Annotated in this window: 21 protein-coding genes; 11 read left to right on the forward strand and 10 right to left on the reverse strand. The window is 33.7% G+C overall.

From position 1 onward, the window contains the following. Positions 1-19: 19 nt before the first annotated feature. The 3 genes from BUC31_RS02435 (at position 20) to radA (ending at position 2,816) form a co-directional block, all read left to right on the forward strand. On the forward strand, positions 20-1,162 hold the full coding sequence (locus BUC31_RS02435; RefSeq protein WP_073240926.1) for an alpha/beta hydrolase: 1,143 nt from the start codon (positions 20-22) through the stop codon (positions 1,160-1,162). A gap of 48 nt (positions 1,163-1,210) precedes the next feature. Further along, positions 1,211-1,381 (forward strand): hypothetical protein, encoded by a 171-nt coding sequence (locus BUC31_RS20235; RefSeq protein WP_170861918.1) that lies wholly within the window; start codon positions 1,211-1,213, stop codon positions 1,379-1,381. A gap of 73 nt (positions 1,382-1,454) precedes the next feature. Further along, positions 1,455-2,816: a DNA repair protein RadA gene (gene radA, locus BUC31_RS02440; protein ID WP_073240928.1), complete on the forward strand. Its 1,362-nt coding sequence runs from the start codon at positions 1,455-1,457 to the stop codon at positions 2,814-2,816. A gap of 105 nt (positions 2,817-2,921) precedes the next feature. Here the strand turns inward: radA and BUC31_RS02445 are convergent, their stop codons facing one another. Both BUC31_RS02445 and BUC31_RS02450 read right to left on the reverse strand, forming a co-directional pair. After that, positions 2,922-3,962 (reverse strand): aldo/keto reductase, encoded by a 1,041-nt coding sequence (locus tag BUC31_RS02445; RefSeq protein ID WP_073240930.1) that lies wholly within the window; start codon positions 3,960-3,962, stop codon positions 2,922-2,924. A gap of 69 nt (positions 3,963-4,031) precedes the next feature. Continuing rightward, on the reverse strand, positions 4,032-4,796 hold the full coding sequence (locus BUC31_RS02450) for an exodeoxyribonuclease III (RefSeq protein WP_073240932.1): 765 nt from the start codon (positions 4,794-4,796) through the stop codon (positions 4,032-4,034). Between the two features lie 114 nt (positions 4,797-4,910). Here BUC31_RS02450 and BUC31_RS02455 point away from each other — a divergent pair, with 114 nt between their 5' ends. Further along, positions 4,911-5,432 carry a DUF3575 domain-containing protein gene (locus tag BUC31_RS02455; protein ID WP_073240934.1) on the forward strand — a complete coding sequence of 174 codons (522 nt, stop codon included), beginning with the start codon at positions 4,911-4,913 and terminating at the stop codon, positions 5,430-5,432. A gap of 27 nt (positions 5,433-5,459) precedes the next feature. After that, the gene (locus BUC31_RS02460; protein WP_073240936.1) at positions 5,460-7,547 is read left to right on the forward strand and encodes a TonB-dependent receptor family protein; all 2,088 of its coding nucleotides are present in this window, start codon (positions 5,460-5,462) and stop codon (positions 7,545-7,547) included. Between the two features lies 1 nt (position 7,548). On the opposite strand, the gene BUC31_RS02465 is transcribed toward BUC31_RS02460, so the two are convergent. Further along, positions 7,549-9,093: a glycine--tRNA ligase gene (locus tag BUC31_RS02465; protein ID WP_073240938.1), complete on the reverse strand. Its 1,545-nt coding sequence runs from the start codon at positions 9,091-9,093 to the stop codon at positions 7,549-7,551. A gap of 37 nt (positions 9,094-9,130) precedes the next feature. Next, positions 9,131-10,030: a hypothetical protein gene (locus BUC31_RS02470; RefSeq protein ID WP_073240940.1), complete on the reverse strand. Its 900-nt coding sequence runs from the start codon at positions 10,028-10,030 to the stop codon at positions 9,131-9,133. A 40-nt stretch (positions 10,031-10,070) separates the two neighbouring features. On the opposite strand from BUC31_RS02470, the gene BUC31_RS02475 reads away from it, so the two are divergent. Continuing rightward, positions 10,071-10,772 (forward strand): ComF family protein, encoded by a 702-nt coding sequence (locus BUC31_RS02475; protein ID WP_073240942.1) that lies wholly within the window; start codon positions 10,071-10,073, stop codon positions 10,770-10,772. Between the two features lie 51 nt (positions 10,773-10,823). Beyond that, on the forward strand, positions 10,824-12,440 hold the full coding sequence (locus tag BUC31_RS02480; RefSeq protein ID WP_073240944.1) for an Ig-like domain-containing domain: 1,617 nt from the start codon (positions 10,824-10,826) through the stop codon (positions 12,438-12,440). On the opposite strand, the gene BUC31_RS02485 is transcribed toward BUC31_RS02480, so the two are convergent. After that, on the reverse strand, positions 12,424-13,212 hold the full coding sequence (locus BUC31_RS02485; protein ID WP_073240946.1) for an amidohydrolase: 789 nt from the start codon (positions 13,210-13,212) through the stop codon (positions 12,424-12,426). The two genes, BUC31_RS02480 and BUC31_RS02485, sit on opposite strands and share 17 nt — an antisense overlap. A 4-nt stretch (positions 13,213-13,216) precedes the next feature. After that, on the reverse strand, positions 13,217-13,681 hold the full coding sequence (locus BUC31_RS02490) for an ankyrin repeat domain-containing protein (protein ID WP_073240948.1): 465 nt from the start codon (positions 13,679-13,681) through the stop codon (positions 13,217-13,219). A gap of 133 nt (positions 13,682-13,814) precedes the next feature. Here BUC31_RS02490 and BUC31_RS19855 point away from each other — a divergent pair, with 133 nt between their 5' ends. From BUC31_RS19855 to BUC31_RS02515, 3 genes are all read left to right on the forward strand, one after another. Beyond that, entirely contained in the window at positions 13,815-16,010 is a 2,196-nt protein-coding gene (locus tag BUC31_RS19855; protein ID WP_084134926.1) for a PAS domain-containing sensor histidine kinase, read from the forward strand. Between the two features lie 16 nt (positions 16,011-16,026). After that, positions 16,027-16,434 (forward strand): response regulator, encoded by a 408-nt coding sequence (locus BUC31_RS02510; protein WP_073240950.1) that lies wholly within the window; start codon positions 16,027-16,029, stop codon positions 16,432-16,434. A 163-nt stretch (positions 16,435-16,597) separates the two neighbouring features. Next, complete coding sequence (locus BUC31_RS02515; protein WP_073240951.1) at positions 16,598-17,005, forward strand: response regulator; 408 nt, start codon at positions 16,598-16,600, stop codon at positions 17,003-17,005. Between the two features lie 2 nt (positions 17,006-17,007). On the opposite strand, the gene BUC31_RS02520 is transcribed toward BUC31_RS02515, so the two are convergent. Further along, positions 17,008-18,336: a DUF5689 domain-containing protein gene (locus tag BUC31_RS02520; protein ID WP_244533994.1), complete on the reverse strand. Its 1,329-nt coding sequence runs from the start codon at positions 18,334-18,336 to the stop codon at positions 17,008-17,010. 51 nt (positions 18,337-18,387) lie between these two features. Then, positions 18,388-21,129, reverse strand: a complete 2,742-nt coding sequence (locus tag BUC31_RS02525) for a TonB-dependent receptor (RefSeq protein WP_073240955.1) — start codon at positions 21,127-21,129, stop codon at positions 18,388-18,390. Positions 21,130-21,236: 107 nt separating this feature from the next. On the opposite strand from BUC31_RS02525, the gene BUC31_RS02530 reads away from it, so the two are divergent. Further along, entirely contained in the window at positions 21,237-22,277 is a 1,041-nt protein-coding gene (locus BUC31_RS02530; protein ID WP_073240957.1) for an endonuclease/exonuclease/phosphatase family protein, read from the forward strand. Between the two features lie 58 nt (positions 22,278-22,335). Here the strand turns inward: BUC31_RS02530 and BUC31_RS02535 are convergent, their stop codons facing one another. Together BUC31_RS02535 and BUC31_RS02540 are read right to left on the reverse strand one after the other, a co-directional pair. After that, positions 22,336-22,776 carry a hypothetical protein gene (locus BUC31_RS02535; protein WP_073240959.1) on the reverse strand — a complete coding sequence of 147 codons (441 nt, stop codon included), beginning with the start codon at positions 22,774-22,776 and terminating at the stop codon, positions 22,336-22,338. Positions 22,777-22,869: 93 nt separating this feature from the next. Further along, positions 22,870-25,572, reverse strand: a complete 2,703-nt coding sequence (locus BUC31_RS02540; RefSeq protein WP_073240961.1) for a TonB-dependent receptor — start codon at positions 25,570-25,572, stop codon at positions 22,870-22,872. Positions 25,573-25,602: the final 30 nt, after the last annotated feature.

Genomic DNA, 25,602 nt, shown 5'->3' on the forward strand with positions numbered 1-25,602 from the left:
CAACTAATAATTACCTTTTATGCGTTATGTAGCTTTAATATTCGCACTTTTATTTGGGATAACCTCCTATGCTCAAGTGACACAAGAAATCTTCGAATCTTTTAAACTTCAGGAACGAAGAGATGTTCATTACTATTTTCCTGAGAATATGGATGAAACCAAAAAGTACCCTCTTATCATTGTACTTGATGGCGAATATCTATTTGAACAGGTAGTGGCCAACTCTAAATTTTATAGTCGTTTTCACGGTATGCCCCAGAGTATTGTTGTGGGTATAAACCAAAGCGAAAATGATTTAAGGTATGAAGATTGTGCCTTTGACCCAGATAGCGGCTTGCCTTCTGAGAAAGGAAAAAGTTTCTATGAATTTATAGGAATGGAACTAATACCTTATCTAGATCTTAATTATAGTACAGCGCCTTTTAAAATGATTGTAGGTTATGACATTACAGCTAACTTCATGAACTACTGGTTATTTAAAGACAATTCTATTTTTGATGGTTATGTAAGTATTTCACCAACTCTTGCTCCAGAAATGGAAAGTAGAGTACCTATGAGATTAGGTATTATTGAAGACCAAATATTCTACCAGCTAATTGTTGAAGGAGAAGCTAGTAATGACAAGCAACGAATTTTAGCAATGGATAAAGACTTGAAATCCATAGACAAAGAGTCTTTGCACTATTTCTTTGATGAATATACAAATGCAGATCATATTTCTGTTGCCACCTACGGTATCGGTAAAGCTTTTGATAATATCTTCGGAATGTTTAAACCTATAAGTCCGAAAGAATACAAAACTCAAATTCTTACAAGCGAAGAGCCAGTTTACGATTATTTAGAAAACAAATACCAAGGTATTGTTGATATGTTCGGTTTTAGTAAGCCTGTTGAACTAAATGATATTATGGCAATATATGCAGCATCCCGTAAAAAGGAAGATTTTGAGTCGCTTAAACCTTTATCTGACCTTTGTAAGAAAGAGTACCCAGAAACAATGTTAGGTTTTTATTTTGAAGCTGAGTACTACGAGCAACTTGGTGAGCCTAAAAAAGCACTAAGAACATTTGAAAAATCTTTTCAAATGGAAGAAATAGATTTTTTAACTAAAGAAATGGCCCTTGAAAAAATGGATGCACTAAAAGCCGATTTCGGTTTTTAAAGAATATTAATAAACGGCTAGTCCCAAATTAGCCCAACCTACTTAATTATGATTAAAATTGACGCAATGTACTTCGTGTTTTCCGGAGTGCTCTTTACTTATTTTGGCTTAAAAGGAGAGTTCGTTTTAGCCTATAACGGTATTGCCCTATTTATGGCCTGGGCATCATTTTTTCTCGCCTTCAGTGCTTTTAAAAAAGAACGGTCAGGTGAAAATTAGCCTATAATATCATTCTAAAATATAATCGTTTCAAACTTCTTGCTACCTTTAGCTTTTTCAATAAAAGCTAAAGATGGCCAAAACTAAAACTGCATTTTTTTGTCAAAATTGTGGTACCCAATATGCTAAATGGGTAGGGCAATGCTCTGCATGTAAACAATGGAACACCGTTGTTGAAGAAGTGGTACAAAAAGAAGAGAAGGCTAGTTGGAAAACTCCCTCCCAAACATCTAAAAGAGTCTCTAAACCTCTTTTGGTTAATGAAATTAGTATTGAAAAAGAAGTGCGCCTAAATACTTTTGACCTTGAATTCAATAGAGTTCTTGGTGGTGGTTTAGTACCTGGTGCATTAGTACTTCTTGGCGGTGAGCCTGGTGTCGGAAAAAGCACCTTACTTCTTCAAATAGCGTTGAAATTACCTTATAAAACGCTATATGTTTCTGGTGAAGAAAGCCAAAAACAGATTAAAATGCGTGCCGACAGAATTCACCCAAACAGCCAAACTTGTTTTATTCTAACAGAAACGAAAACTCAAAATATCTTTAAACAAATTGAAGCTACTCAACCTGATATTGTCGTTATCGATTCTATACAAACACTTCATTCTGACTACATAGAATCTGCCGCAGGTAGTATTTCGCAAATACGAGAATGTACTGCAGAGCTTATAAAATTTGCTAAAGAAACTAATACGCCTGTTATACTTATTGGGCACATTACCAAAGATGGTTCTATTGCCGGTCCTAAAATCCTAGAACATATGGTAGATACCGTTCTACAATTTGAGGGCGACCGTAATTATGTATACCGTATTCTTAGATCGCTAAAAAATAGATTTGGATCAACCGCAGAATTGGGTATTTATGAAATGCAAGGCAGCGGATTACGTGAAGTCAACAACCCATCTGAAGTATTGATTTCTAAAAATGATGATGGATTAAGTGGTACAGCAATCGCCTCGACCGTAGAAGGCATGCGACCTTTACTTATAGAAATTCAAGCACTTGTGAGTACTGCTGTTTATGGAACACCGCAGCGCTCAACAACTGGCTATAATGCCAAAAGATTAAATATGCTATTGGCCGTCTTAGAAAAACGTGCCGGTTTTAAACTAGGCGCAAAAGACGTTTTCTTAAACATAACTGGTGGTATTTCAGTAGATGACCCCGCAATTGATTTAGCTGTTGTTGCCGCAATTCTATCTAGCAATGAAGATATACCTATTGACAAGGGTATCTGTTTTGCAGCAGAAGTAGGTTTAGCTGGCGAAATTAGACCGGTACAACGGGTAGAACAACGTATTCTTGAAGCTGAAAAATTAGGTTACAACACCATAATCATTTCAAAAAGCAATAAAATAAGCCTTAAATCGACCAAAATTAAAATCCTAATGGCTTCTAAAATTGAAGAAATTGCCGGTAATTTATTCAGTTAGCGTTTGTCTCTCATTATTCTAGCCAAAACCATAATTACTATTATCACTACTAGAATAAGGACTATTTGCCCGAATCCGACTTTTAATAAAATAAGGCTTTCCATATTATGGTGCTGGATTTGGTATTGAGTTGTGAATGGCTTCAATTTTTTCAATAATATCATCAGATAAATCAACATCTATACTGCCAATATTTTCTTCTAATTGCCTAATACTAGTAGCACCAATAATTGTACTAGTTACAAAAGGTCTTGTATTTACAAATGCCAGTGCCATTTGTGCTAACGTTAGACCATTGGCTTGTGCCAAATCATAATATCTTTTCGTCGCCTCAACAGCTGTATCGCCAATATATCTATTATACTGGGGAAACAAACTTAAACGAGAGCCTTCTGGCATACGATCACCTAAATACTTACCACTTAATGCACCAAATCCCATCGGAGAATATGCCAATAGTCCTACTTGCTCTCTCATAGCTATTTCTGCCATACCCACTTCAAACAGTCTATTTAATAAACTATATGGATTCTGAACCGTAATTGTTCTTGGCAGCGTTCCATGAACTTTACTTTCCTCTAAAAAACGCATGGTACCCCAAGGTGTTTCATTAGAAATACCCACATGTTTAATTTTACCTTCGCGTATTAAATCGCGCATGGTTTCCAAAATCTGATGAATATTATCTTCCCAGTGGTCTGCTATATCATGTTTGTAGCCTCTTTGACCAAAATAATTAGTGCTTCTGTCTGGCCAATGCAATTGATATAAATCGATATAATCTGTTTGCAAACGCTGCAAACTTCCTTCTACAGCATCAATAATAGACTCTCTAGTAAACCCCGTAGTTCGAATAAACTTCGTCATATCGGCTTTTCCTGCAATTTTAGAAGCTAAAACGATATCTTCTCTATTACCGTTTTTCTTAAACCAATTGCCTATGACTTTCTCGGTAGCAGCGTATCTATCTTTATGTGCAGGAACAGGATACAACTCAGCAGTATCTAAAAAATTAACGCCTTTATCTATGGCGAAATTAATTTGCTCATGACCTTCTTCTTCGGTATTTTGATTACCCCAGGTCATAGTACCCAAACATATTTTACTTACTTCAATATCTGTATGCGGTAAATTGGTATAGATCATTCAATTTAAAATTTGTAATCTTTAAATGCAAAATTACTAAATATATTAAGGGTACTTGTATCCATTTCGTTAACTCTCTACCTCTATCAAAATAGGACAATGATCACTGTGCTTCGCCCCTGATAAAATTACGGACCTAGACAATCTATCTTTCAGCGTAGAAGCCACCATTGCATAATCTAAACGCCAACCCTTATTGTTATTTCTAGCATTAGCCCTATAACTCCACCAGGTATAATTATCTGGTTCAGAATTAAATTCCCTAAAACTATCTATGAATCCGCTTTTCATGAACTCTCCTATCCATTCCCTTTCCACCGGTAAAAAACCGGATACGTTTTTTAATCCTACAGGATTATGAATATCTATTGCTTCATGACAAATATTATAATCTCCAAGTACTATCAAATTCGGATTCGTCTTTTTAAGGGTATCGGTATACTCTTGAAAATCTGCCATATAAGTAAGCTTAAAATCTAAACGCTCCATATTTGAACCCGAAGGCAAATACATACTCATGATAGAAATATCACCAAAATCGGCACGAATATTTCTCCCTTCAAAATCCATATAATCAATACCAGTACCAAACACGACGGTATCTGGCTTAGTCTTAGAGAGTATAGCAACACCGCTATAGCCCTTTTTTTGAGCACTATACCAATAATTGTATTTATAACCCGCCTCTTCAAACAATGAAAGATCTAGCTGATCCTCGTTAGCCTTAATTTCTTGAAGACAAACTACATCTGGCGATACGGTACCTAACCATTCTAAAAAACCCTTTCTTAACGCTGCCCTAATTCCATTTACATTATAAGATATGATCTTCATCTATATTCATTTTGCCTTAAAAATAAAAAAGAGTTGAAGATTAAAGGTGCATACTTTCCATTAAAATCCTAATTTCACATCTTTTAAAAACATTTGCATTTTAAAACGCATCTTATGAACAAGATAATTTTTTCTATTGCTGTATTATTTATATCAGCTTCTTCTTTTGCACAAGCTTACCATGACAACGAAAACAGTCATGAAGTAAAGTTGAATATTGGTCAATTTTTAGTGACTACCACTATTGAATTCGGTTATGAGTATTATATCAACGAAGACACTAGTATTGGAGGCACCCTTTATTTTGACGGAAAATCTACAGATTATAACGGTAATTTTGGAATAGGCCCCAACTTGAGAGCTTATTTTGGTTACGGACCTAAAAGCGGTCTATTTGCCGAGGTATTCGGACTTTATTATACGGGTGATGATGATGAAGACACCGAAAATCTAGGTGGCAGAAATTACGATTACTCAACCGTAGCACTTGGTCTTGGTGGCGGGTATAAATGGGCTACAAGAAGTCAAAAATTTACCATAGAACTTAATGGTGGTCTAGGCAGAAATATTAATCCAGAAGATTTTCAAAATGATTTCATGTTCAAAGCCGGTTTATCTTTAGGTTACCGCTTTTAATAGGTATTTTTGGGGTTTTACCCTCCTATGAAAAGAATATTTTCCGTATTAGCTATTATCTCAATCTCTTCAAGTCTATTTGCACAAAGTACTGTCGAAAAAGATAGTATTACCAAATTAAACGAGGTTATTGTTATAGATACACTAACTGCTAAAAATGCTATTGGCATTATTCCTTCACAAACCATTGGCGCTACCACGTTTGCAAATTACAGCCCGGTAGATTTCATTAGCTCCATCAATCAAGTTTCTGGGCTTTATGCACTATCTGGCGCTTTAAACACCAACAGAATAACTATTAGAGGGGTTGGTTCAAGAACATTATACGGCACAGACAAATTAAGGCTGTACTATAATAATATTCCAATTACCAACGGAACAGGCTCTTCAACTATTGAAGCTTTTGACTTAGAAAACTTAACTTCTATTGAAATCATTAAAGGACCAAAAGGAACAGGATTTGGCACCAATTTAGGCGGAGCAATTATCTTGAACACCAAACAACTTAGCGACCAACCTACTAAATTCACCAATAATACTACTATTGGTTCTTACGGATTATTTAAAAACAGTTTAGGATTTACACATTCACAAAAGGATTTTTATATGACCTTTCAATATGGTCATATGGAGATTGATGGATACCGCGAAAACAACAGATTTGAACGTGACGGATTTCTTTTAAACACCATTTTCAAACTTTCAGAAAAAAGTGAAGTCGGACTTCTGGTAAATCACATTGATTACTCTGCTCAAATAGCTAGCTCAATAAGCCAAGAAGATTTTGATGAAAACCCTACACAAGCTGCCTTTACGTGGAGGTCAGCTAAAGGATACGAAGACAACAACTATAGTCTTATTGGTCTTTCTCACACGTACTACGCAAATTCAAAATTAAAAAACACTACTAGTTTATTTTATACTTATTTAGATCATTATGAACCTGCACCATTTAATATTTTAGATGAATACACTAATGGTTATGGCTTAAGAACATTGTTCTCTGGTACTTTAAATATTTCTGAAAATGCACTGTTATATACTTTTGGAGGGGAACTTTATAAAGATGAATATACTTGGGGAACTTTTGAAAACCTTTATCAAGATAATGACGGCAATGGAAGCCTTGAAGGAGACAGGTTATCTAAAAACAAAGAATTCCGAAGTCAAATTAATGGTTTTGCTACAGCATCGTATTCATTTACGAATAAGTTGACCGCACAATTAGGATTAAACATTAACAAAACTCAATATGATTTTAGAGATCTCTTCAACACTGGCGAAACAAGCACAAGTGCCTATAGAGATTTTAAAACCTTATTCTTACCTAGTTTAGATGTAAACTACGCTATTTCACCTACCAATCAACTTTATGCTAATGTTAGCCGCGGATTTTCAAACCCTGGATTAGAAGAAACACTAACGCCAGACGGAATCATAAATCCTGATATTGTTCAAGAAACGGGTACGAACTACGAGATTGGTATTGAACACAAAAGTAAAGACGAAAGACTACAACTAGATGTTGCTTTTTACTTAATGCCCATAAAAAATTTACTAGTAGCTAAACGTGTTGGAGATAACCAGTATATTGGGCGTAATGCAGGTAAAACAAAACATCAAGGCATTGATTTAGACTGGCAGTATCGCATCAACTTAACGAATAAAATAACGATATCGCCATTTATAAGCTACACCTACAGTAATCATAAATTTATTGATTTCATAGACGAGGAAGCTAATGAAGATTATTCTGAAAATGCATTAACAGGTGTACCTAAAAACAAAATAAACTCTGGCATACAAACTAATTTTGGAAATGGATTGTTTGCAAATATCACCCATCAATTTATAGATGAAATTCCGCTAACAGATGCGAATTCACTTTATAGTAACTCCTTCAATTTACTAAATATTAAAGTGGGCTACAAAAATCAAATTACAGAAAAATTACGGGTAGGTCTCGATTTTGGAATTAATAACCTGACCAATACTAAGTACGCACAGTCGGTTTTAATTAACGCTACCGGATTTGGAGGAAATGCCCCAAGGTATTTCTACCCTGGGAACACTATTAATTATTATGGCGGTGTAAAATTGAATTACACCCTTTAACCTATTCCATTTTCTTCAACCAAGTCTTCATATCGACTGCATCATGTATGATACCGTTCAATGCCGATATAGCAACACGCTCTTGTTCCATAGAATCTCTATGTCTAATGGTAACCGTTTGGTCTTCTAAAGATTGATGATCAACAGTAATACAGAAAGGAGTACCATTGGCATCTTGTCTTCTGTAACGTCTACCTACAGCATCTTTTTCATCATAAACGACATTAAAATCCCATTTAAGGTCATCTATAATTTGGTGTGCTATTTCTGGCAAGCCATCCTTTTTAAGTAAAGGCAAAATAGCCGCTTTTACCGGTGCTAAAACAGCTGGTAACTTAAGTACTGTTCTAGTAGTATTGTTCTCCAATTCTTCCTCTTTAAGTGAGTTAGAGAATACTGCCAAGAACATTCTATCTAAACCAATAGAAGTTTCTAGTACATAAGGAACATAGTTTTTGTTTACCTCATGATCAAAATATTGTAATTTCTTACCAGAGAATTTCTCGTGACTGCTTAAATCAAAATCGGTACGAGAATGTATCCCTTCTAATTCTTTGAAGCCAAATGGGAAACGAAATTCTATATCTGATGCTGCATCTGCGTAGTGTGCTAATTTCTCATGATCGTGAAAACGATAGTTTTCTTGACCTAAACCAAGAGACAAATGCCACTTCATTCTTTTTTCTTTCCAAACCTCATACCATTCTTTCTGTGTACCTGGTTGAATAAAGAATTGCATTTCCATTTGTTCAAACTCGCGCATTCTAAAAATGAACTGTCTAGCAACAATTTCATTTCTAAAAGCCTTACCGGTCTGTGCTATACCGAAAGGAAGCTTCATACGACCAGATTTCTGAACATTTAAGAAGTTTACAAAAATGCCCTGGGCAGTTTCTGGTCTAAGAAATAGATCCATTGCAGTTTCTGCATTGGCACCTAACTTTGTACCGAACATTAGATTAAACTGCTTTACCTCTGTCCAGTTTTTAGAACCTGACATAGGGCAAGCGATATCTAATTCTTCAATTAAAGCTTTTACATCGGCTAAATCTTCATTCTGCAAAGATTTACCTAACCTGCTTAAAATAGTTTTTCCTTGTTCTTGATAATCAACTACACGCTGATTTGTTTGCAAAAACTGTTCTTTATCAAAAGCTTCGCCGAAACGCTTAGCAGCCTTATTGACCTCTTTTTCAATTTTAGCATCAATTTTAGCGACATAATCCTCCACTAAAACATCTGCTCTATATCTTTTTTTAGAATCTTTATTATCTATTAATGGATCATTGAAGGCATCTATATGCCCAGAAGCCTTCCACGTTAGTGGATGCATAAAAATTGCAGCATCTAACCCAACGATATTATCATTAAGCTGAACCATGGCCTTCCACCAATAGTCGCGTATATTCTTTTTAAGTTCCACACCATTTTGACCGTAATCATAAATAGCACTTAAACCATCATAAATTTCACTAGATTGGAATACATATCCGTATTCCTTTGCGTGAGAAATTACACGCTTAAAATCATCTTCTTGCTTTGCCATGTGGCAAAAATAGAACAATAGCCCAAAAAAAAAATAATTATTTCAATTCAAATTCAGAAGAAGTAATTAAACGTTCGTCTTCAAACACATTTAATGTGTAATTACCTTCCATCAAAGAACCTTCTGGAATGGTAATCGATTCGCATAAAAACTGGTCTAAACCTGTAAAAACAAATTCGACTCTTTTGCTATAAACATTTCCATTTACGGTAATGGTATTGGCATTATCTTCAACAATTTGTTTGTTGGGATCTAAAAACTGTAGATAAATTACTTTCTCGCTATCAGCTTCACTCTCATCTGCCAAAACTGTTACACAACCTCTTAATTTTTCAATTATAGATGCTTTATTGGTTTTGGTTGGTTTTGTACCACGAATTAATCTAAAACCGCTTCCTTCAGAATTAGCCATTTTCAAATAGCTCTTCGTCTTTAATTTCTGATTAAGTTCTAGTATTTTTCTTCTTTGTAAAGCCTCAGCTTCAGCCAAAGAATTACTATTTGCCCTTAGATTTTCAATTTGCTTACGAGACTCGTCATACTTATCGGTAAGTAACATATTGTTATAACGTAAGAAGTTATTCTTTAAAAGTAAACTATCGTTCTTAGATTCTAACCTGCGTAATTCCGTTTTAAATTCTCTTAACTTTTGAACCGTAAAATTTAATCGACCAACAGAATCTAAAAGTTCTTGTACCTTATACCTAGAATCTTTTAATTCTATTTCGTTCATTTCACTTTTTGCAGATAAGCGAGCTACATCTGCTTTCATAAGAGTAAGGTCTTTTACAAGAATCTCTTTCTCTTGTTCTAAAAAGTCTATTTGATCGTTTGATTGGGCATAACTGTAGTAGAACGCAATTAATAGTGCTAAAAGAACTGCAACAAATGCTGCTAGTATTATTTTATAATTGAATTTATTATCTTGACTGTCCATTTAAAAAGCGGGCTGTAGGTTGTTTAATCTGTAAAATTTGATGAAAAACATAATTTCAAATATACTAAAGGATGTCACGAACATACTGTTACCCATATCATGTTTTGGATGTAATGCACGATTATATAGAGGAGAAGCTCTTCTCTGTACATCTTGCCGACATCAATTACCACTTACCGAGTACACCTTTAACGATGAAAATGCAGTTGACCGTATTTTTTATGGTCGAATTAACATAAAAAAAGCAAATTCATTCTTATTCTTTACCGAAATTGGAATAGTAAAAAACCTCATTCACTTTTTAAAATATAAAAACCAAGAAGGCATAGGTATATTTTTAGGCGATTGGCACGGTCAAATTTTGAAGCAACAAGGTCATTTGCCAAAGATTGACTTTGTAATTCCCGTTCCCTTACACAGAAAAAAACTAAAAAAGAGGGGTTATAACCAAGTGGCACTTTTTGCGAAACAAATTGCACTTCATATCAATGCAAACTATACAGATGATATTTTGGTAAAAACTGCCAATACTAAAACACAAACCAAGAAAAATAGACTAAACAGATGGTATGACAACCGATCGTTATACGAAATCAAAAATGGAGAAAAATTAATAAACAAAACCATATTGTTGGTTGACGATGTTATTACTACCGGTGCTACTATGGAAATTTGCGCTAACACCTTCAAAGATATTGAAGGTGTTGAAATTTACATATCAAGTATGGCAGTTGTTCCCTAGAATTAGATTTCTATAAAATATGTTGTTTCTTTGCGGTCGATAATTACACTAATGAGCAGAAAAATTTTAGGTTTTATATTTGTTTTTATCATCGTAATGATGTCATACCAATGTGCTCAAAGAGGCACACCAACCGGTGGACCAAAAGATATAACACCACCAGAATTAACAAGGGCAGAGCCACCAAATTTAACAACTAACTTTACGGGGCAAAAAATTAGATTATATTTTGATGAATTAGTAAAGCTAAAAGACATTCAAAAGCAACTTATAATTTCTCCCCCTTTAAAAAATGCCCCAGTACTTTCACCTATTGGTAATGCCAATAAATACGTAGAAATTACTATTAAAGATACTCTTGAACCTAATACAACTTATACTTTTAATTTTGGTCAAGGTATTGTCGACAACAACGAAGAAAACCCAAAATCTTTTTTTACCTATGTTTTCTCTACTGGCGATTATATTGATTCATTAGAATTAACAGGCGTAGTTAAAGATGCGTTCAATAAAAAAGCCGATGATTTTGTTAGCGTAATGCTTTATAAAATTGATACTAGTTATACAGACTCTACCGTTTACAAGAGACCACCAAACTATATTACAAATACGCTAGACAGCGCAGTTATATTTAAACTTAATAATTTAAAAGAAGGCAAATATGCCTTGTTTGGTATTAAAGATGCCACAGGCAATAATTTATTTGATCAAAAAACCGATAAAATAGGTTTTGTACGTGATACTATAAACTTACCTACAGATTCTATTTATTTACTGAATCTATTTAAAGAAATACCCGATTATAGTATAGCCGTACCTAGTATGGAAGCTAGCAATAGAATTAGCTTTGGCTATTATGGAGATGGAACCAACATATCAATTGAAACCATTACCGAAATACCAGATACCGTTAGAACGAAGATTAGTAAAGAAAGGGAAAAAGACACATTGAATTTCTGGTTTACACCTTATGAAATGGACTCTCTCCTTTTCGTAATTACAAATGAATCTTTAAAAGTAAAAGACACGTTTAAAGTCAAAAACAGAAAAGTTGAGTTTGACTCCTTAAAGATTTCGATGAGTCAAAATGGAAATATTGAAATGGATAATCCTATAAATCTCTTAAGCAATACACCATTAGTTAGTTTCGATAGCACCAAGATTAAATTGATGGATAAAGATTCTGTTGAAATTGCTTATAAATTAAAGCTCGATACCCTAGAAAATTTATTGAACTTCAATTTTAAGATTGATCCTGACCAAAGCTATAGAATGGAACTTATACCTGGCGCGGTAACAGACTTTTTTCAAACATCTAATGATTCGGTCGCTTATTCTTTTCGAACAAAGAGCATTGCAGATTATGGCAATTTAACTTTAAATCTAAATGGCGGTTCAATCGTTTACCCAATAATTGTTCAGCTTACCAACGAAAAAGGAGACTTACAACGAGAAATTTATGCTACTGAGCCACAGGCATATGTCTTTGATAATTTAAATCCTGGTAAATACCAAGCTAGAGTCATATTTGACATGAACGGTAATGGAAAATGGGATACAGGTAGTTTCTTAGAACATAGACAACCTGAAAAAATTAGTTACTACCCTACGTTAATAGAATTACGTGCTAATTGGGAAAAAATAGAGACGTTTAATTTGATAGATTAAAATCATCGCGATCATTTAAAAAACGAAGCTTATTTCGCACTAAATCGATTTCATCTTTTACTAATTCAACAATAATCATTTCCTCTTTCTCAGAAAGTGCAATTAATTCTCCAAGTGGGTCATATATGCTAGAATGCCCTGGGTACTGATGCCCTACCTTGTCTTCGCCTACACGATTTACCCCAACACAATAAACCATATTCTCTATAGCTCTTGCCTTCAATAGCGCATCCCACGCATTAATTCTTGGTGTAGGCCAATTTGCAGCATACAATAAAACATCAAAATTTTCTGTATTTCTGCTCCATACCGGAAAACGAAGATCATAACATACTAAAGGGCAGATAGCAAAACCTTTATAATCTATTATTAGTCTTTCTGTACCTGCTGTATATTTTTCATGCTCACCAGCTAATGTAAATGTATGTCGCTTATCATACTTTTTATATTTGCCATTTGGCCTTACAAAGAAGAGTCTATTGTAGTAATTGTCATTATCATGAAATACCACACTACCAACAACGGCGCTATTTTTATTGGCAGCTATTTTTTTCATCCACTCTAGGGTTGTCAAACCTTCTTTTTTTTCAATATTATCAGGTGACATTGTAAAGCCTGTAGTAAACATTTCTGGCAAAACTATTAAATCAACAAGTTCATTAATTTGATCGATTTTGGCGCCGAACATTTCTCTATTGGCATGAGGATCCTCCCAATGTAAAGTAGATTGTATTAGGGCTATTTTTAAACGACCGTTTTGCTTTTCTTTCATTCTATTACTCCAACAAATCAATAAATGCGCTTAAACCCTGGGTTTTAGCATGATCTAAGGCACTGTTACCCCTATTGTCTTTAATTGTTTTATCTGCACCATTCGCAATTAGTAATTTTGCGATTTCTAAGCGATTAAATTGTGCAGCATAAATTAGGCAAGTTGCACCCATAGCATTACGCTCATTAAGTTGCGCCTTCTTATCTATCAATAATTTTGCAAGGTCAGCAAAGCCTTTGAAGCAAACACCCATTAAAGCTGTATTACCAGATGCATCTACAGCATCAATTTTTGCCCCTTTATCCAATAGTAGCGTTGCAATTTCCATTTCGTCATAATATGTAGCTAAAATTAAAGGTGTTGAACCTCTAACATCTTTACTATTGACGAGAACAGGATTCTTCTCTAACATTGCCTTAACCTCATTAAAACTACCCTCTCTTATCTCTTTAAAAAAAACCTCGTTCATAAATGTGTGTAATAAATTATTCTCATTCAAGACAATACGTAAGTAATTATTTACAGACGTATTTTCTTACTATTCCATAATTTTTTCCTACCTTAAAGATAATATGTACCTTTAAATTAAAATTCTAGAACTTTTGAAAACATTAGCCGTTGACTTTCTTTTAAAAGAGTCCCCCAATGCAATTGCTATCGTGGATACTAAGTTAAACTTTATTAGTTACTCTAACCAGTGGCAGGAAAAATTTAGTTTAGATAAAACCGATATCATCAACAAAAATTTATTTGATAGTATAATTGAAACCCCTAGCCTTTTTAAAATTGCAGTAAATGAAGGGGTAAAAGGAAAAGAGCATATAAATCTTGGACAAAAATTCACCTTACCAGATGGCAAGCTACAATGGCTAAAATGGAAAATTATACCTTCTACTATTCAGGAACATGGTTTTGACGGAGCCATTATTTTTTTAGATGATATTACTGCCGTACAGAAAGAATTAGAGCTATTACATAAAGCTGAAGAAGTTGCCAGAATAGGCTGCTGGGAACTTGATTTAATTAGCAACACTGTTAACTGGACAAAAACAACAAAAGACATTCACGAAGTAGAGGCTGATTTTATCCCCAGCTTAGAAGAAGGTATAAATTTTTATAAGGAAGGTGTTTACAGAGACAAAATCTCTTACCTAGTTAGTAACGCAATTGCAGAAGGAAAACCTTTTGACACAGAACTAATTATTGTCACTGCCAAAAAAAATGAAGTTTGGGTTCGCGCTAAAGGTGAAGTTGAAAAATTAAACGGCAAAGCAGTTAGACTTGTTGGAACATTTCAAGATATTGATCAGAAAAAGAAAATTGAATTAGCTCATGAAGAAATCTCAGAAAGACTAAAAATTACGACCCAAACTGCACAAATTGGAACATGGCATTATGATCTCGTTGAAAACGAGTTAGAATGGGATAATGAAATGTACCGAATTTTTGATATTGACAAAAATCAATTTTCTAAAGCTCTTGAAGCATGGTCATCTACCATAGATCCAAACGATAAGGAAAGAATACTAGCCGCTACCAATGACGCTATAAAGGGTTTGAAAGATTTTGACGAAGAATATAGAATAAAACTTCAAAATGGATCTACTAGATATATTAAAGGTATTTCGAAAACTATTAAAGATATAAATGGGCAATCCATTAAAATGACAGGTGCCAATTGGGATATTACAGAACTTCGTAGCACCGAAATACAATTAGCCAAAAACACTAAGTTATTTGCTAAAACTTTTGAACACTCTTCTATTGGCATGGCACTTGTAAGCCCTGAACTTAAATGGCTAAAAGTAAATAAAAGCTTATCTAAAAGCTTAGGGTATTCAGAAGAAGAATTACTAAAAATGAAAACTACAGATATTACTTATACAGATGATTTAAGTAGTAGTGAAGTTTTTAAATCTAAAGTATTCGGTGAAAATAATAAGAATTTAAAATTGCAAAAAAGATACTTTCATAAAGATGGAAATGTAGTACACGCTGTTATTGGGGTTACACCTGTAAGAGATTTAAATGAGAAACCAAGTCATGCCATTGTTCAATTTTTGGATATCACCAATAGTATTAAATCACAGAATAAATTAGAAGCATTGGTAGAGGTTACAAAGAGCCAAAATGAGAGCCTTACTAATTTCGCACATATTGTCTCTCACAATCTAAGGTCGCATTCTACTAACATGACAATGCTGACTAAATTTTTAAATGAAGAGAAAGATGAAGATGAACGTCTAAATTTAAATAGAATGATTACGAGTGCTACTGAAAGTTTATCTGAAACTATTGATCATTTAAATGATGTAGTTTTAGTAAAAACAGGAGCTCTAGAAAAATTACAGAGCATTAGCATACTTAATACTATTAACCAAATAACAAAAAGTATAAATGGTTTACTAGAAGATCAAAGAGCAACTATAAAAATAGATGTATCAAAGTCTCATTTTGTAAATGCCGTTCCTGCTTATTTGGAAAGTATTTTTCTTAACATTCTTACAAATGCTTTAAAATATAGGTCATCTGAACGAACTCCTATTATTGAAATAAAATCTAAAGTAAAGGGTGATTTTATCCAAATAACATTTAAAGATAATGGTCAAGGTATTGACTTAGAAAAACACGGTGATAAAATATTTGGTATGTATAAAACATTTCATAACCATAAAGATGCAAAAGGTATAGGTCTTTTTATTACAAAAAACCAAATTGAAGCAATGAGTGGTTCTATTTCTATAGAAAGTATTGTTGATAATGGTACCACTATATTTATAGAACTTAAACACAACTAACTAAAAAAAACTGAATATGAAAAAAGTTCAACTTTGCTGCATAATAGACGATGACCCTATATTCGTTTATGGTACAAAAAGAATTATTAAAGAAGTAGATTTTGCAGAATCTATTCTTGTCTACAATAATGGACAAGATGCACTTGACGGACTAACGAAAATATCCTTAGCTAAAGAACCATTGCCAGATGTAATATTTTTAGATTTGAATATGCCGATTTTAAACGGTTGGGAATTTTTAGATGAATTTAAAAACTGCCAAAGTGAAAGATCAAAATCTATAACAATCTATATCATTAGTTCATCTGTAGACCCTAGAGATTTAGAACGAGTTAAAGATTACGATCAAGTTGACAACTATATTTTAAAACCGATAACTCCTGATGATCTTGCGAAGATTCTAGGCGCTGTGGTGGAAGGATAATTTATAAAATTCTCTCAGTCTTAAGTCCATTGTTAATTGCAACGATTAGTGTGATTTTTTTTTCAAAAAAAGGTTATCTTAATTACATAACTTAGCAAATGAATTTGATTACTCCATATAAAAATCTGAATCTGGGTAAGATTTACTATTGAATTATTTTAAAATGAGCGTATTTACAAGTTGTTGTATTATAGATGACGACGAATTTTTTTCTGTTAGCGGTAAGAGTATTTTAAAGCAGAATAACTTCAGTGATAATATTCTTTATTATTCTGGTGGTCAAGAAGCTCTTGATGGTTTAATTGGTTTATTGGTTGAAAATATAAAACTACCCGATGTCATCTTTTTAGACCTAAATATGCCAAATAGAGATGGGTGGTCATTTTTAGAAGAATTTGAAGCACTTCCAGAAGATAAAATAGGGCATATTAAAATTTATATTACCAGTTCTTTTATTAGCCCTAAATTCATGGAAAAGGCTAAAGACTACAAATTAGTTAAAGATTATATTGTTAAACCTTTAACCGAAAGTGCTGTTAAAAAAATAATTGATTCTAAAGAAATAGCGTAAAATTATCTCACACCTGGGCTAAAATCTAAGGGAGCATTTTGAGGCTGATTTATTGTACCCTCATCGCCTGTATCATTGTAAATAGTCCATTCGCTCATGGTAAAAACCGGATTTCCAGAAAATACACTTAATTTACGTAGAGCGGTACCATCTTCAAATTCGTGGTTAGTATTACTGCCATCTTCTCCAATAACACCAAAAACATCTATAATAGTATTAAAAGGGTCTACCAATACAATATTATCATCACCATTAGAATCTGCTGGGGAATTTGTGCTAACTGATATATCAGGCTCAAAACCATACACATTTTTAAACTCTTCTGCATTGGGCGAAATTACCAAGAGTCCATTTCCTTCAATTATATATTCAGATAAATCTATACTTGAACTAACTTCATTATTATCATTTGTATAACGGTCCAACTTCCAGCCATTTAATGATAGGCTTTCTTCAGATGCATTATAAATTTCCACAAAACGAGCTCCTGCATTATTGTTTGGATCTGCAATCTCAGATATAAATATTGATGAAGATGTAAATTCATCTACCAAATCTTCACATCGTTCTTGGTTAAATGAAAGGTCATTAACATTTCTTATAATTAATTGATATTCATTATTATCCTTAGTTAATATTCCGGTAGCTGTTCCCATTTTATCTGGGAGTATTTCAGATTGAAAATCAGCATAACCACTGTTAACTATTATTAATTCGTTATCACCACAATCAACTAGTGTTCTCAAAGTTTCTTCTTCTTTAATCGCAAACGTTTCCCCTAACTCTTCTTGCTTAATTTCTACATCAGTTACCGCAACCAATGTATTCAACATAGATTCATTTATTTCTAAAATAGCAACTGAAGTAGGCTCAATTCCCACATTCTCTTTACATGAGACCAATACATGGTCGAAAACCACATTTTTAGGTAACCTACCTACGCTACGGTTACCAAAAGAAGTAAATACACCGCCAACTTTATAAACTCCTTTAGACTCGCCCAAATACAATCCTTTTAACTTTATAATGATTTGTTGGCCCACATTAAAGAACAAATGAGCATCCCTTAATTCTAATTCGATTTTCATTCCATCTAATGGATTACCTGGCTCGTCTTGAAAATATATTGTATTAAAAAAATTACCGTCCTTGTCCGAAGAAATCACATAACCACTAATAACCAAGTCTTCTTGAATCTGAATAGTCTCGCCATTATACATATTCTTTAATTCTGCTATACTAATTAATATAAATTCAGTATCAGAACATTGTATATCTGGCGCATCAAATTCCTTGTCTTTTACACAAGAGGATAGTATAATCCCAATCAAAATTATTGAATAAAATATCTTATTTTTTATCTTCATTCTATTGTATCAGATTTAAAAACTGAAAGCGAAATTTAAAAAATAGGTTCTACCGAAACCATACCAATACTTAGGCGCAAAAGACGGATTACCACTAAAATTATCTTGCTTTAGCTGACCATAATTACCATTTCTACTCTGCTCATAACCACCAGTTCTAAAAGTGGTGTCAAAAAGATTATTAACACTTGCAAAAACACTGATGTATTTACCTTTTTTAAGCCACGACTTACCGCCAACCATATTCAATAAATAGAAATTATCTAATGGTTTCTGCTTTAGTAATTTTTGAACATTTTCATCTGTCGCATCAGGAAATCTTAACTGGGTTTCTGGGTCAATTAAAAAACTCTCAGTTCTCGTTATCGTAGAAATATTGGCATAGTTATTTGCGAGATAGTTTGCTGAAGCGCTTACCCACCAATATTTTGGATCTCTATATTCTATACCTACCGCAATTGCTTTCTGCGGACCTTGCGCCAGCTTATAATCTTTAACTGCTGATTGCCCCAAAAATTTAGAACCAGATATATCAATTAAATCTTCGGTTGCACCTGCCGTATCAAAGTTAATTGTCACAAAAGGATTGCTTGCATATTCATGCTTTGCCACTGAGGCTACTAACGAAAGTTTTACAGCACTAGATACTTGGTACTCTAAACCAAGTTCAACACCTAAATGTAATTTGTCTAAATCAGTGAGTACTTCTTGCACAAAATCTGAACCCACACCAGAATCAACAAAAAAGAAATTTACATCTGTGGTATTTTGAAAACGGGTATAAAAACCTGTAAATCTACCCGTTAATTTTGGCATTCTAAGAAAGTAAGTAGCATCAACACTGGTCATAGTTTCACTTTGCAAATTAGGAACTACCGTATTATTCTCCCTCGGGTTTATAAATACATTTTGTAACACCGGTGCTCTATTTATAATTGCGGTATTGACAGAAACCCAATGTCTACCTGTTATTGTGTAAGATGCGCCTGATTTTAATGACCAATTTGAAAATTTGACCTGTTCACTCTCCCCAAACGAATTATCTATAAAACGTTCATTCTTAAACAAACCTTCTCTTTGATAATTAACTAAAGCATACTTACCGGCAACAAACGCCTTTACTTTATTATAATGCGCATTTAACTGAGTATAGATATCGCTATTGTTTCCTTTTAAATTATAATTGTAATTAAAAACAGCACCATTACCTTTGTTTACTTCAGATGAAATATCATTTAAGGTTTCTGAAAACGTATCGATATCACGATGATACTCCGCCCCTAACAAATCATTTATTTGAGCGTAGTTTTTAGAATTTAGTTTCCTGTGGGATAGACCTAAATCGAGTTTCAAATGACTATCAATATTTATATTTGCAGTAGCCCTCGCAGTAATCTGATTATCTTTTGTGGTATCATCGTACAGCACATAAGCCGCTTCGCCAATTTGGTTTATACTGGTATTTGCTTTGTATATATTTTCCCAATCTAATTGAGGGTTTTCTACAAAGCCTTCTTCTGCTTGTATAGCACTTTCGAAGTTGGCCCCTATGGGGGAGTTCAAATAAAAACTAGGTAAATAACGGTAGTATGTAGGATCTGGATTTGGAGCATTATAATACCCTAAACGACTTCTCTTATACACACCGGTTTGATAGCCCAAACCCGCATTTATTTGTAAACTTTTAGATTCATGATGATAGTTGATTAAGAACAATGGTTCGCGAATATGTCGCTCTCTAGAATTCCTTATTTTTCCGTTTTGTATTCCGGCATAAGGGTTATACCTATTTCCTTGTATTTCTTGCACCTCTTCTGTAATTGCAGAAGATCGCCCTCTTCTATTTGAGGCTACAATTGCTGTGGCAGATATTGTGTTTTTTTCATTTAAAAGATACTCCAATGATCCATAAACAGAATAAGAATCATACAACGTGCCATCCATATACCCTTGTTTTGCCCAGCGTCTAGAAGCCGAAATAATATAGGCGAATTTCTCATTTTTAACTCCAGAATTATAGGTTGCCATCAGTCTGCCGCTATAGGTTCTGTTTGAGAGAGATGAAGATAGTCGAGTACCTGGTCTTAACCCAGATGGTCGTAAATCTATATTCGTATTTCCTAAAATTCCGCCAAATGTAAAATCTGACGCTTCTAAACCATTCGCATATTGTTGGTTTCTTATAACGTCATTTAATCCACCCCAGTTATTCCACTGTGGTCTGCCATCATACATTTTATTCATTGGCAAGCCGTTTAGGTGTACTTCTCCATATTGAGAATCATATCCTCTTACCCTAAAAAATGCCTGACCAAAATCAAAAGCCGCCCTGTTTAGAAAAATATCTTTCGTTGATTGTAATAAAGCAAGAGCGTTAGAATTGATCTCATCATCTAATAACTCGTCATCGGTAATATTAATGAGGTTTATAGATTTTTCTACTGTCATATCTCTTTCCAAAAAAATTATGCCTAAATCAATATTATTGTCATCAAGAAATACAGGTATTCTTTTACTATCAAAATCGGGAGTAGAAATTTGAAGTATAAAGTCTCCTTTATTGGAAGTAATTAATTTAAATTCTCCTAATTCATTAGTAGTTATTGGTGTAAAATCTCCCTCTAAGACTACTTCTGCATTGGCAATTACCTCACTTTTAACCCTTTCTTTTATTACCCCAGAAATTGTCGTTGCACTTTGAGCATGTAAGAAACATATTTTAACAAATAGTAATAAAAACAGGGTATGCTTAATCATTCTATATCTTAAGACCTTACTAATGAGCTATTAAGATACTATTTAAGAAATAATTAACGTGAAATTTCCGTATACTCGCTTATAATTAAGACAAAATACCCTCAATAATGAGATTACTACTTCTTATCTGCTTCTTTTCCCCACTACTCACATGTGCCCAAAAATCTGATACTTACCAAATTAGAACCGTTGCTTTCTATAATCTAGAGAATGTATTTGATACTAAAAATGATACTTTAATTTTTGATGATGATAGAACCCCAGAAGGAAAAGACAAGTGGACAGAAGAACGTTATCTGAACAAAATAGAAAATATGTCGAAGGTAATTTCTGAAATTGGCTCTACCTATAATAAAACGGCACCAGATATTGTAGGGGTTTGTGAAGTAGAAAACCTAGGTGTACTTGAAGATTTGGTACATCATAAGAATTTGGCAAAATTTAATTACGGTATTGTTCATTTCGAATCTCCTGATGAACGTGGTATAGACGTCGCACTTCTATATAAAAAAAGTGCCTTCGTACCTGTTAATTTCAATAGCCATAGATTACTATTGTTTAACCTTGAAGGAAAACGAGATTACACCAGAGATCAACTTATTGTAGAAGGATTGTTAGATAATGAAAAGGTTTACTTCATCGTAAACCATTGGCCTTCTAGAAGTGGTGGCGAAGCAAGAAGTAGACCTTTTAGATTAGAAGCTGCCAAGTTGAATAAGCGCATTATAGATTCCGTTCAAAGACAAAACATCAATGCCAAAATTATAAGCATGGGAGATTTTAACGATGATCCTATAGACCCGAGTTTTAAAAAAATATTACAGGTTAAAAAAAATTCTAAGAATCTAGATTCCTTAAGCCTTTACGGACCTATGGAAAAACTATATAAAAAAGGAAGAGGCTCTTTAGCCTATCGCGATAAGTGGAATTTGTTTGATCAATTATATATGACATCTTCGCTAATAGACAACAAGAGAGAAGGTTATAGTTATTGGAAAGTAGGCATATTTACCCCTGAATACTTAATGGATCCCAAAGGAAAATATAAAGGTTACCCGTTACGGACTTATGCAGGCGGAAGTTATATTGGTGGCTATAGCGATCATTTTCCTGTATATCTGCACCTGATTAAAAAAGTTAATCCATAAAAAAAGAACCTAATAATATTGTATTAGGTTCTTTATCATCTTTTTAAATACTCTAATCTTAGTTAAACCATTGTCCCCAAGGAATTCTACTTAGAATAAGAAGTAAGCCTATTGAATAGAAAATAGCAATACTTTTAAATTTTTTAGCTCCGTCAACAAATTTCTTATGTCTTGACCAACCAATGGTTATTGATGCAATTGCCAATATATTAATGAAAGGATGCTCAACTGCCAATAAACGAGCCGTAGAAGTTAAACCACCCATGCCAAACTCTTGTATTGCGCTTAAGCCACTTGGAGAAACAAAATATAATATTAGCCCTACCAATAATTGAATATGGCATAAAATAAGTGCAAATAGGCTTAATCTAAGATCTTTACCCATATTAAAAATTCGTTTACCTAAAAGACCTGAAATAGCATTAATAACTGCTAAAATCAATACAGCCAATGCTATATAAGCCAAGTATGAATGTAGCATGTGAATAGTTTCGTACATAGTTCTAATTTTAAGTTTTAAATGTAATGAATTTTGAGCATAAAAAAACCCTGACTTTACAGTCAGGGTTTAATATTTATAGTAATTGAATTATTAGAAACTGTAACGAGCGCTTACGTTAAAAGTTCTTCCAAATCCAAAGAATACTTTATTATCAGTAGAAATTCCTTCATAAGTAGCTCCATTACCTTCTGCAAACGTGTTTGTTAAAGATTCAGCAATATACTCTGTATCAAAAAGATTGTTAACGTTAGCTGCAATACTTAGTTTGTTGCTTCCTCCAAAACCAAAAGTGTAATAAGCACCTAAGTCAAAAAGAGTATAACTTGGCAAACGTAGTGAACCTTGGTTATCAGCAGAATCAAAATCTTCAGCATTTAAGAATGCATATAATCTTGACGCATTGTAAAGATTTGCACTAATTTTAAGATCTTCTATTGGTCTAATGATCATTTCTAAGTTAGTTGTGAACTGAGCAGCATCTCCAACTTTAACACCATCTAAGAATAAAGTTACATCTGGATCAATAACATTTCTATCATCATCTAAAGCTTGACCGAATGCATTACCTGAATATTCCCAATCACCTAAAGAAAGCATTCCTCTAAACTGTACAACATCTGATGCACGGTAGTCAGCTTCTATCTCGATACCTTGGTGAATTTGTTCTACACCGTTAATGTTCGCGTTACCTTCATCTCCTGTAGGAGTTTCAACACCAATGCTAACGAATCTATCTTTCCAAGTAGTTCTGTATATATTAACTTTAGCTCTGAAATCACCAAGATTAAGACCGTAACCCATTTCTAAACCAAGTACTTTCTCGTTGGTCAAATCTGGATTTAATTCATTTTGAAAGTTGATATAAACTGCATCAAACTGAGGTTGTTTTGAATAATAACCAGCATTAAAGAATACGTTATTAGCTTCATTCAAGTTAAAGTTAGCACCACCTTTAATGTTTCCACCTAAGATGTTCTCCCAATCTGTTTCTTGTAAAGGATCAGAATCTAAATAGTTAAAATAATCAATTCTCTTAAATCCTTGATTAGAAATACCACCCTGAAGAAAACCAGATACTATACCATCAGTATATTCTACCTGACCAAAAGCACCTGTCCATCTTACTAGACCATCGTTGTAATAATCAATTTTTTCTTCATCATCAATGCTCTTAAATACATTAACAATTGATGAAAAATCTGAATCTACAGCACCATCTTGACGAACAATATGGTTTGGATTGTTGATATTATCATCATCAAAATAACCATCTGCTCCTAAAAGATTATCTAATCTTCTGTAGTGTATACCTTTATAACTTCTTAAATCCACTCCAACATCATAATTCCACTTTTCATTGATTTGAGTATTCAAGTTAGCGATAACACCAAACCAGTTGTGTGAGTTGATAGAAGCTCTTCTAGCTAAACCATCACCAAAACTTGTTGTAATATATTCACCATCACCATTTGCAGATAATTGGTAATCGTTACCATCGTAAAAAGTAACCGCCTCACCACCGTTAAAACGAGAAATTAAATCGTAATCAACCTGCCCTGTTTCAGGAATTCTATATCTACTAGAACTAGCAAAACCAAAGCTTGGTCCTGAACCAATATCACCAGTACCACCACCACGACCAAAAGATGCGTAAGCAGAAGTTGATAATGTTGATTTTTCAGATGCTTTCCATTCCCAAGTTAAAGATGTAATAGGCTTATGATAAAAATTTCTTCTCCAACCAAATTCTTCACCGTTCAAAGTACCACCATTATAGTTATATTTTGCACCATACTCTAAGTGATCAGCTAAAGTTGCCACATTAAAGAAACTTGATGTTCTTTGATTGTGAACCTGAGGAGCACCTGTTAATACAAACTGAAAATTATGCTTTTCATTAGGCTCGTAACCCAAACCAATAAAATAGTTGTAACCTTCAAATTCCGTTCCTTGAATATAACCATCACCTGCTGTTCTACCTAATAAAATAGATGCAGCAAAACCTTTATCAGATTTTCCAGTATTGTATGCAACAGTAGTTTTTAAGTAGCCATCATTACCACCACCTAAAGTTACTGTACCACCTTCTTCTTGTTCGGTAGACTTTGTAATAACATTAATAGTACCACCTACAGATGATATAGCTAATTTAGAAGAACCTAAACCTCTTTGAACTTGCATAGCAGTAGTAACATCACCTAAACCAGCCCAGTTACTCCAATATACAGCTCCATTTTCCATATCGTTAACTGGAATACCGTTAACCATTACAGCAGTGTTTCTAGAATCAAAACCTCTTACATTAACTCTACCGTCACCAAAACCACCACCCGTTTTGGTAGCATATATAGAAGGAGTAGATTTAAGTATCTCAGGTAATTCTTGAGAACCTAATTTTTCTTGTATCTCAGAAGCTTTAATAGTTGAAACAGCTACAGGAGTTTCTCTATCCTTTGCTATATCTAAAATTCCAGTTACAACAACACCTTCTAATTCTTCAGCATTAGGCTCCAAAACAATAGAACCAATATTTCCTGAAGCAGTAAAAGCAACTTGCTTTGAATTAAAACCGATGTAAGAAATTACTAAAGTTCCAGATGCAGAACTTGTGTTAATTGTAAAATTACCATCAAAATCAGTTGATGTTCCATTTGTTGTTCCTTTTACTATTACTGTAGCACCTGGCAACGGACTATTTGAGTCGCCATCTAATACAGTACCAGTAATTGGTCCTTGTGAAAAAGCAGTTACGGTCATTAAAAATGCCGCTAATGCAAAATACATTTTTTTCATTTTCTTCGAGTATTTGTTAGTTTTTTAACT

The organism is Maribacter aquivivus (genome assembly GCF_900142175.1).
In the GTDB taxonomy this organism is placed as follows: domain Bacteria; phylum Bacteroidota; class Bacteroidia; order Flavobacteriales; family Flavobacteriaceae; genus Maribacter; species Maribacter aquivivus.

Coding starts and splice junctions, on each gene's coding strand:
- BUC31_RS02435 (WP_073240926.1), top strand. CDS start 20: ATGCGTTATGTAGCTTTAATATTCGCACTTTTATTTGGGATAACCTCC.
- BUC31_RS20235 (WP_170861918.1), top strand. CDS start 1,211: ATGATTAAAATTGACGCAATGTACTTCGTGTTTTCCGGAGTGCTCTTT.
- radA (WP_073240928.1), top strand. CDS start 1,455: ATGGCCAAAACTAAAACTGCATTTTTTTGTCAAAATTGTGGTACCCAA.
- BUC31_RS02445 (WP_073240930.1), bottom strand. CDS start 3,962: ATGATCTATACCAATTTACCGCATACAGATATTGAAGTAAGTAAAATA.
- BUC31_RS02450 (WP_073240932.1), bottom strand. CDS start 4,796: ATGAAGATCATATCTTATAATGTAAATGGAATTAGGGCAGCGTTAAGA.
- BUC31_RS02455 (WP_073240934.1), top strand. CDS start 4,911: ATGAACAAGATAATTTTTTCTATTGCTGTATTATTTATATCAGCTTCT.
- BUC31_RS02460 (WP_073240936.1), top strand. CDS start 5,460: ATGAAAAGAATATTTTCCGTATTAGCTATTATCTCAATCTCTTCAAGT.
- BUC31_RS02465 (WP_073240938.1), bottom strand. CDS start 9,093: ATGGCAAAGCAAGAAGATGATTTTAAGCGTGTAATTTCTCACGCAAAG.
- BUC31_RS02470 (WP_073240940.1), bottom strand. CDS start 10,030: ATGGACAGTCAAGATAATAAATTCAATTATAAAATAATACTAGCAGCA.
- BUC31_RS02475 (WP_073240942.1), top strand. CDS start 10,071: ATGAAAAACATAATTTCAAATATACTAAAGGATGTCACGAACATACTG.
- BUC31_RS02480 (WP_073240944.1), top strand. CDS start 10,824: ATGAGCAGAAAAATTTTAGGTTTTATATTTGTTTTTATCATCGTAATG.
- BUC31_RS02485 (WP_073240946.1), bottom strand. CDS start 13,212: ATGAAAGAAAAGCAAAACGGTCGTTTAAAAATAGCCCTAATACAATCT.
- BUC31_RS02490 (WP_073240948.1), bottom strand. CDS start 13,681: ATGAACGAGGTTTTTTTTAAAGAGATAAGAGAGGGTAGTTTTAATGAG.
- BUC31_RS02510 (WP_073240950.1), top strand. CDS start 16,027: ATGAAAAAAGTTCAACTTTGCTGCATAATAGACGATGACCCTATATTC.
- BUC31_RS02515 (WP_073240951.1), top strand. CDS start 16,598: ATGAGCGTATTTACAAGTTGTTGTATTATAGATGACGACGAATTTTTT.
- BUC31_RS02525 (WP_073240955.1), bottom strand. CDS start 21,129: ATGATTAAGCATACCCTGTTTTTATTACTATTTGTTAAAATATGTTTC.
- BUC31_RS02530 (WP_073240957.1), top strand. CDS start 21,237: ATGAGATTACTACTTCTTATCTGCTTCTTTTCCCCACTACTCACATGT.
- BUC31_RS02535 (WP_073240959.1), bottom strand. CDS start 22,776: ATGTACGAAACTATTCACATGCTACATTCATACTTGGCTTATATAGCA.
- BUC31_RS02540 (WP_073240961.1), bottom strand. CDS start 25,572: ATGAAAAAAATGTATTTTGCATTAGCGGCATTTTTAATGACCGTAACT.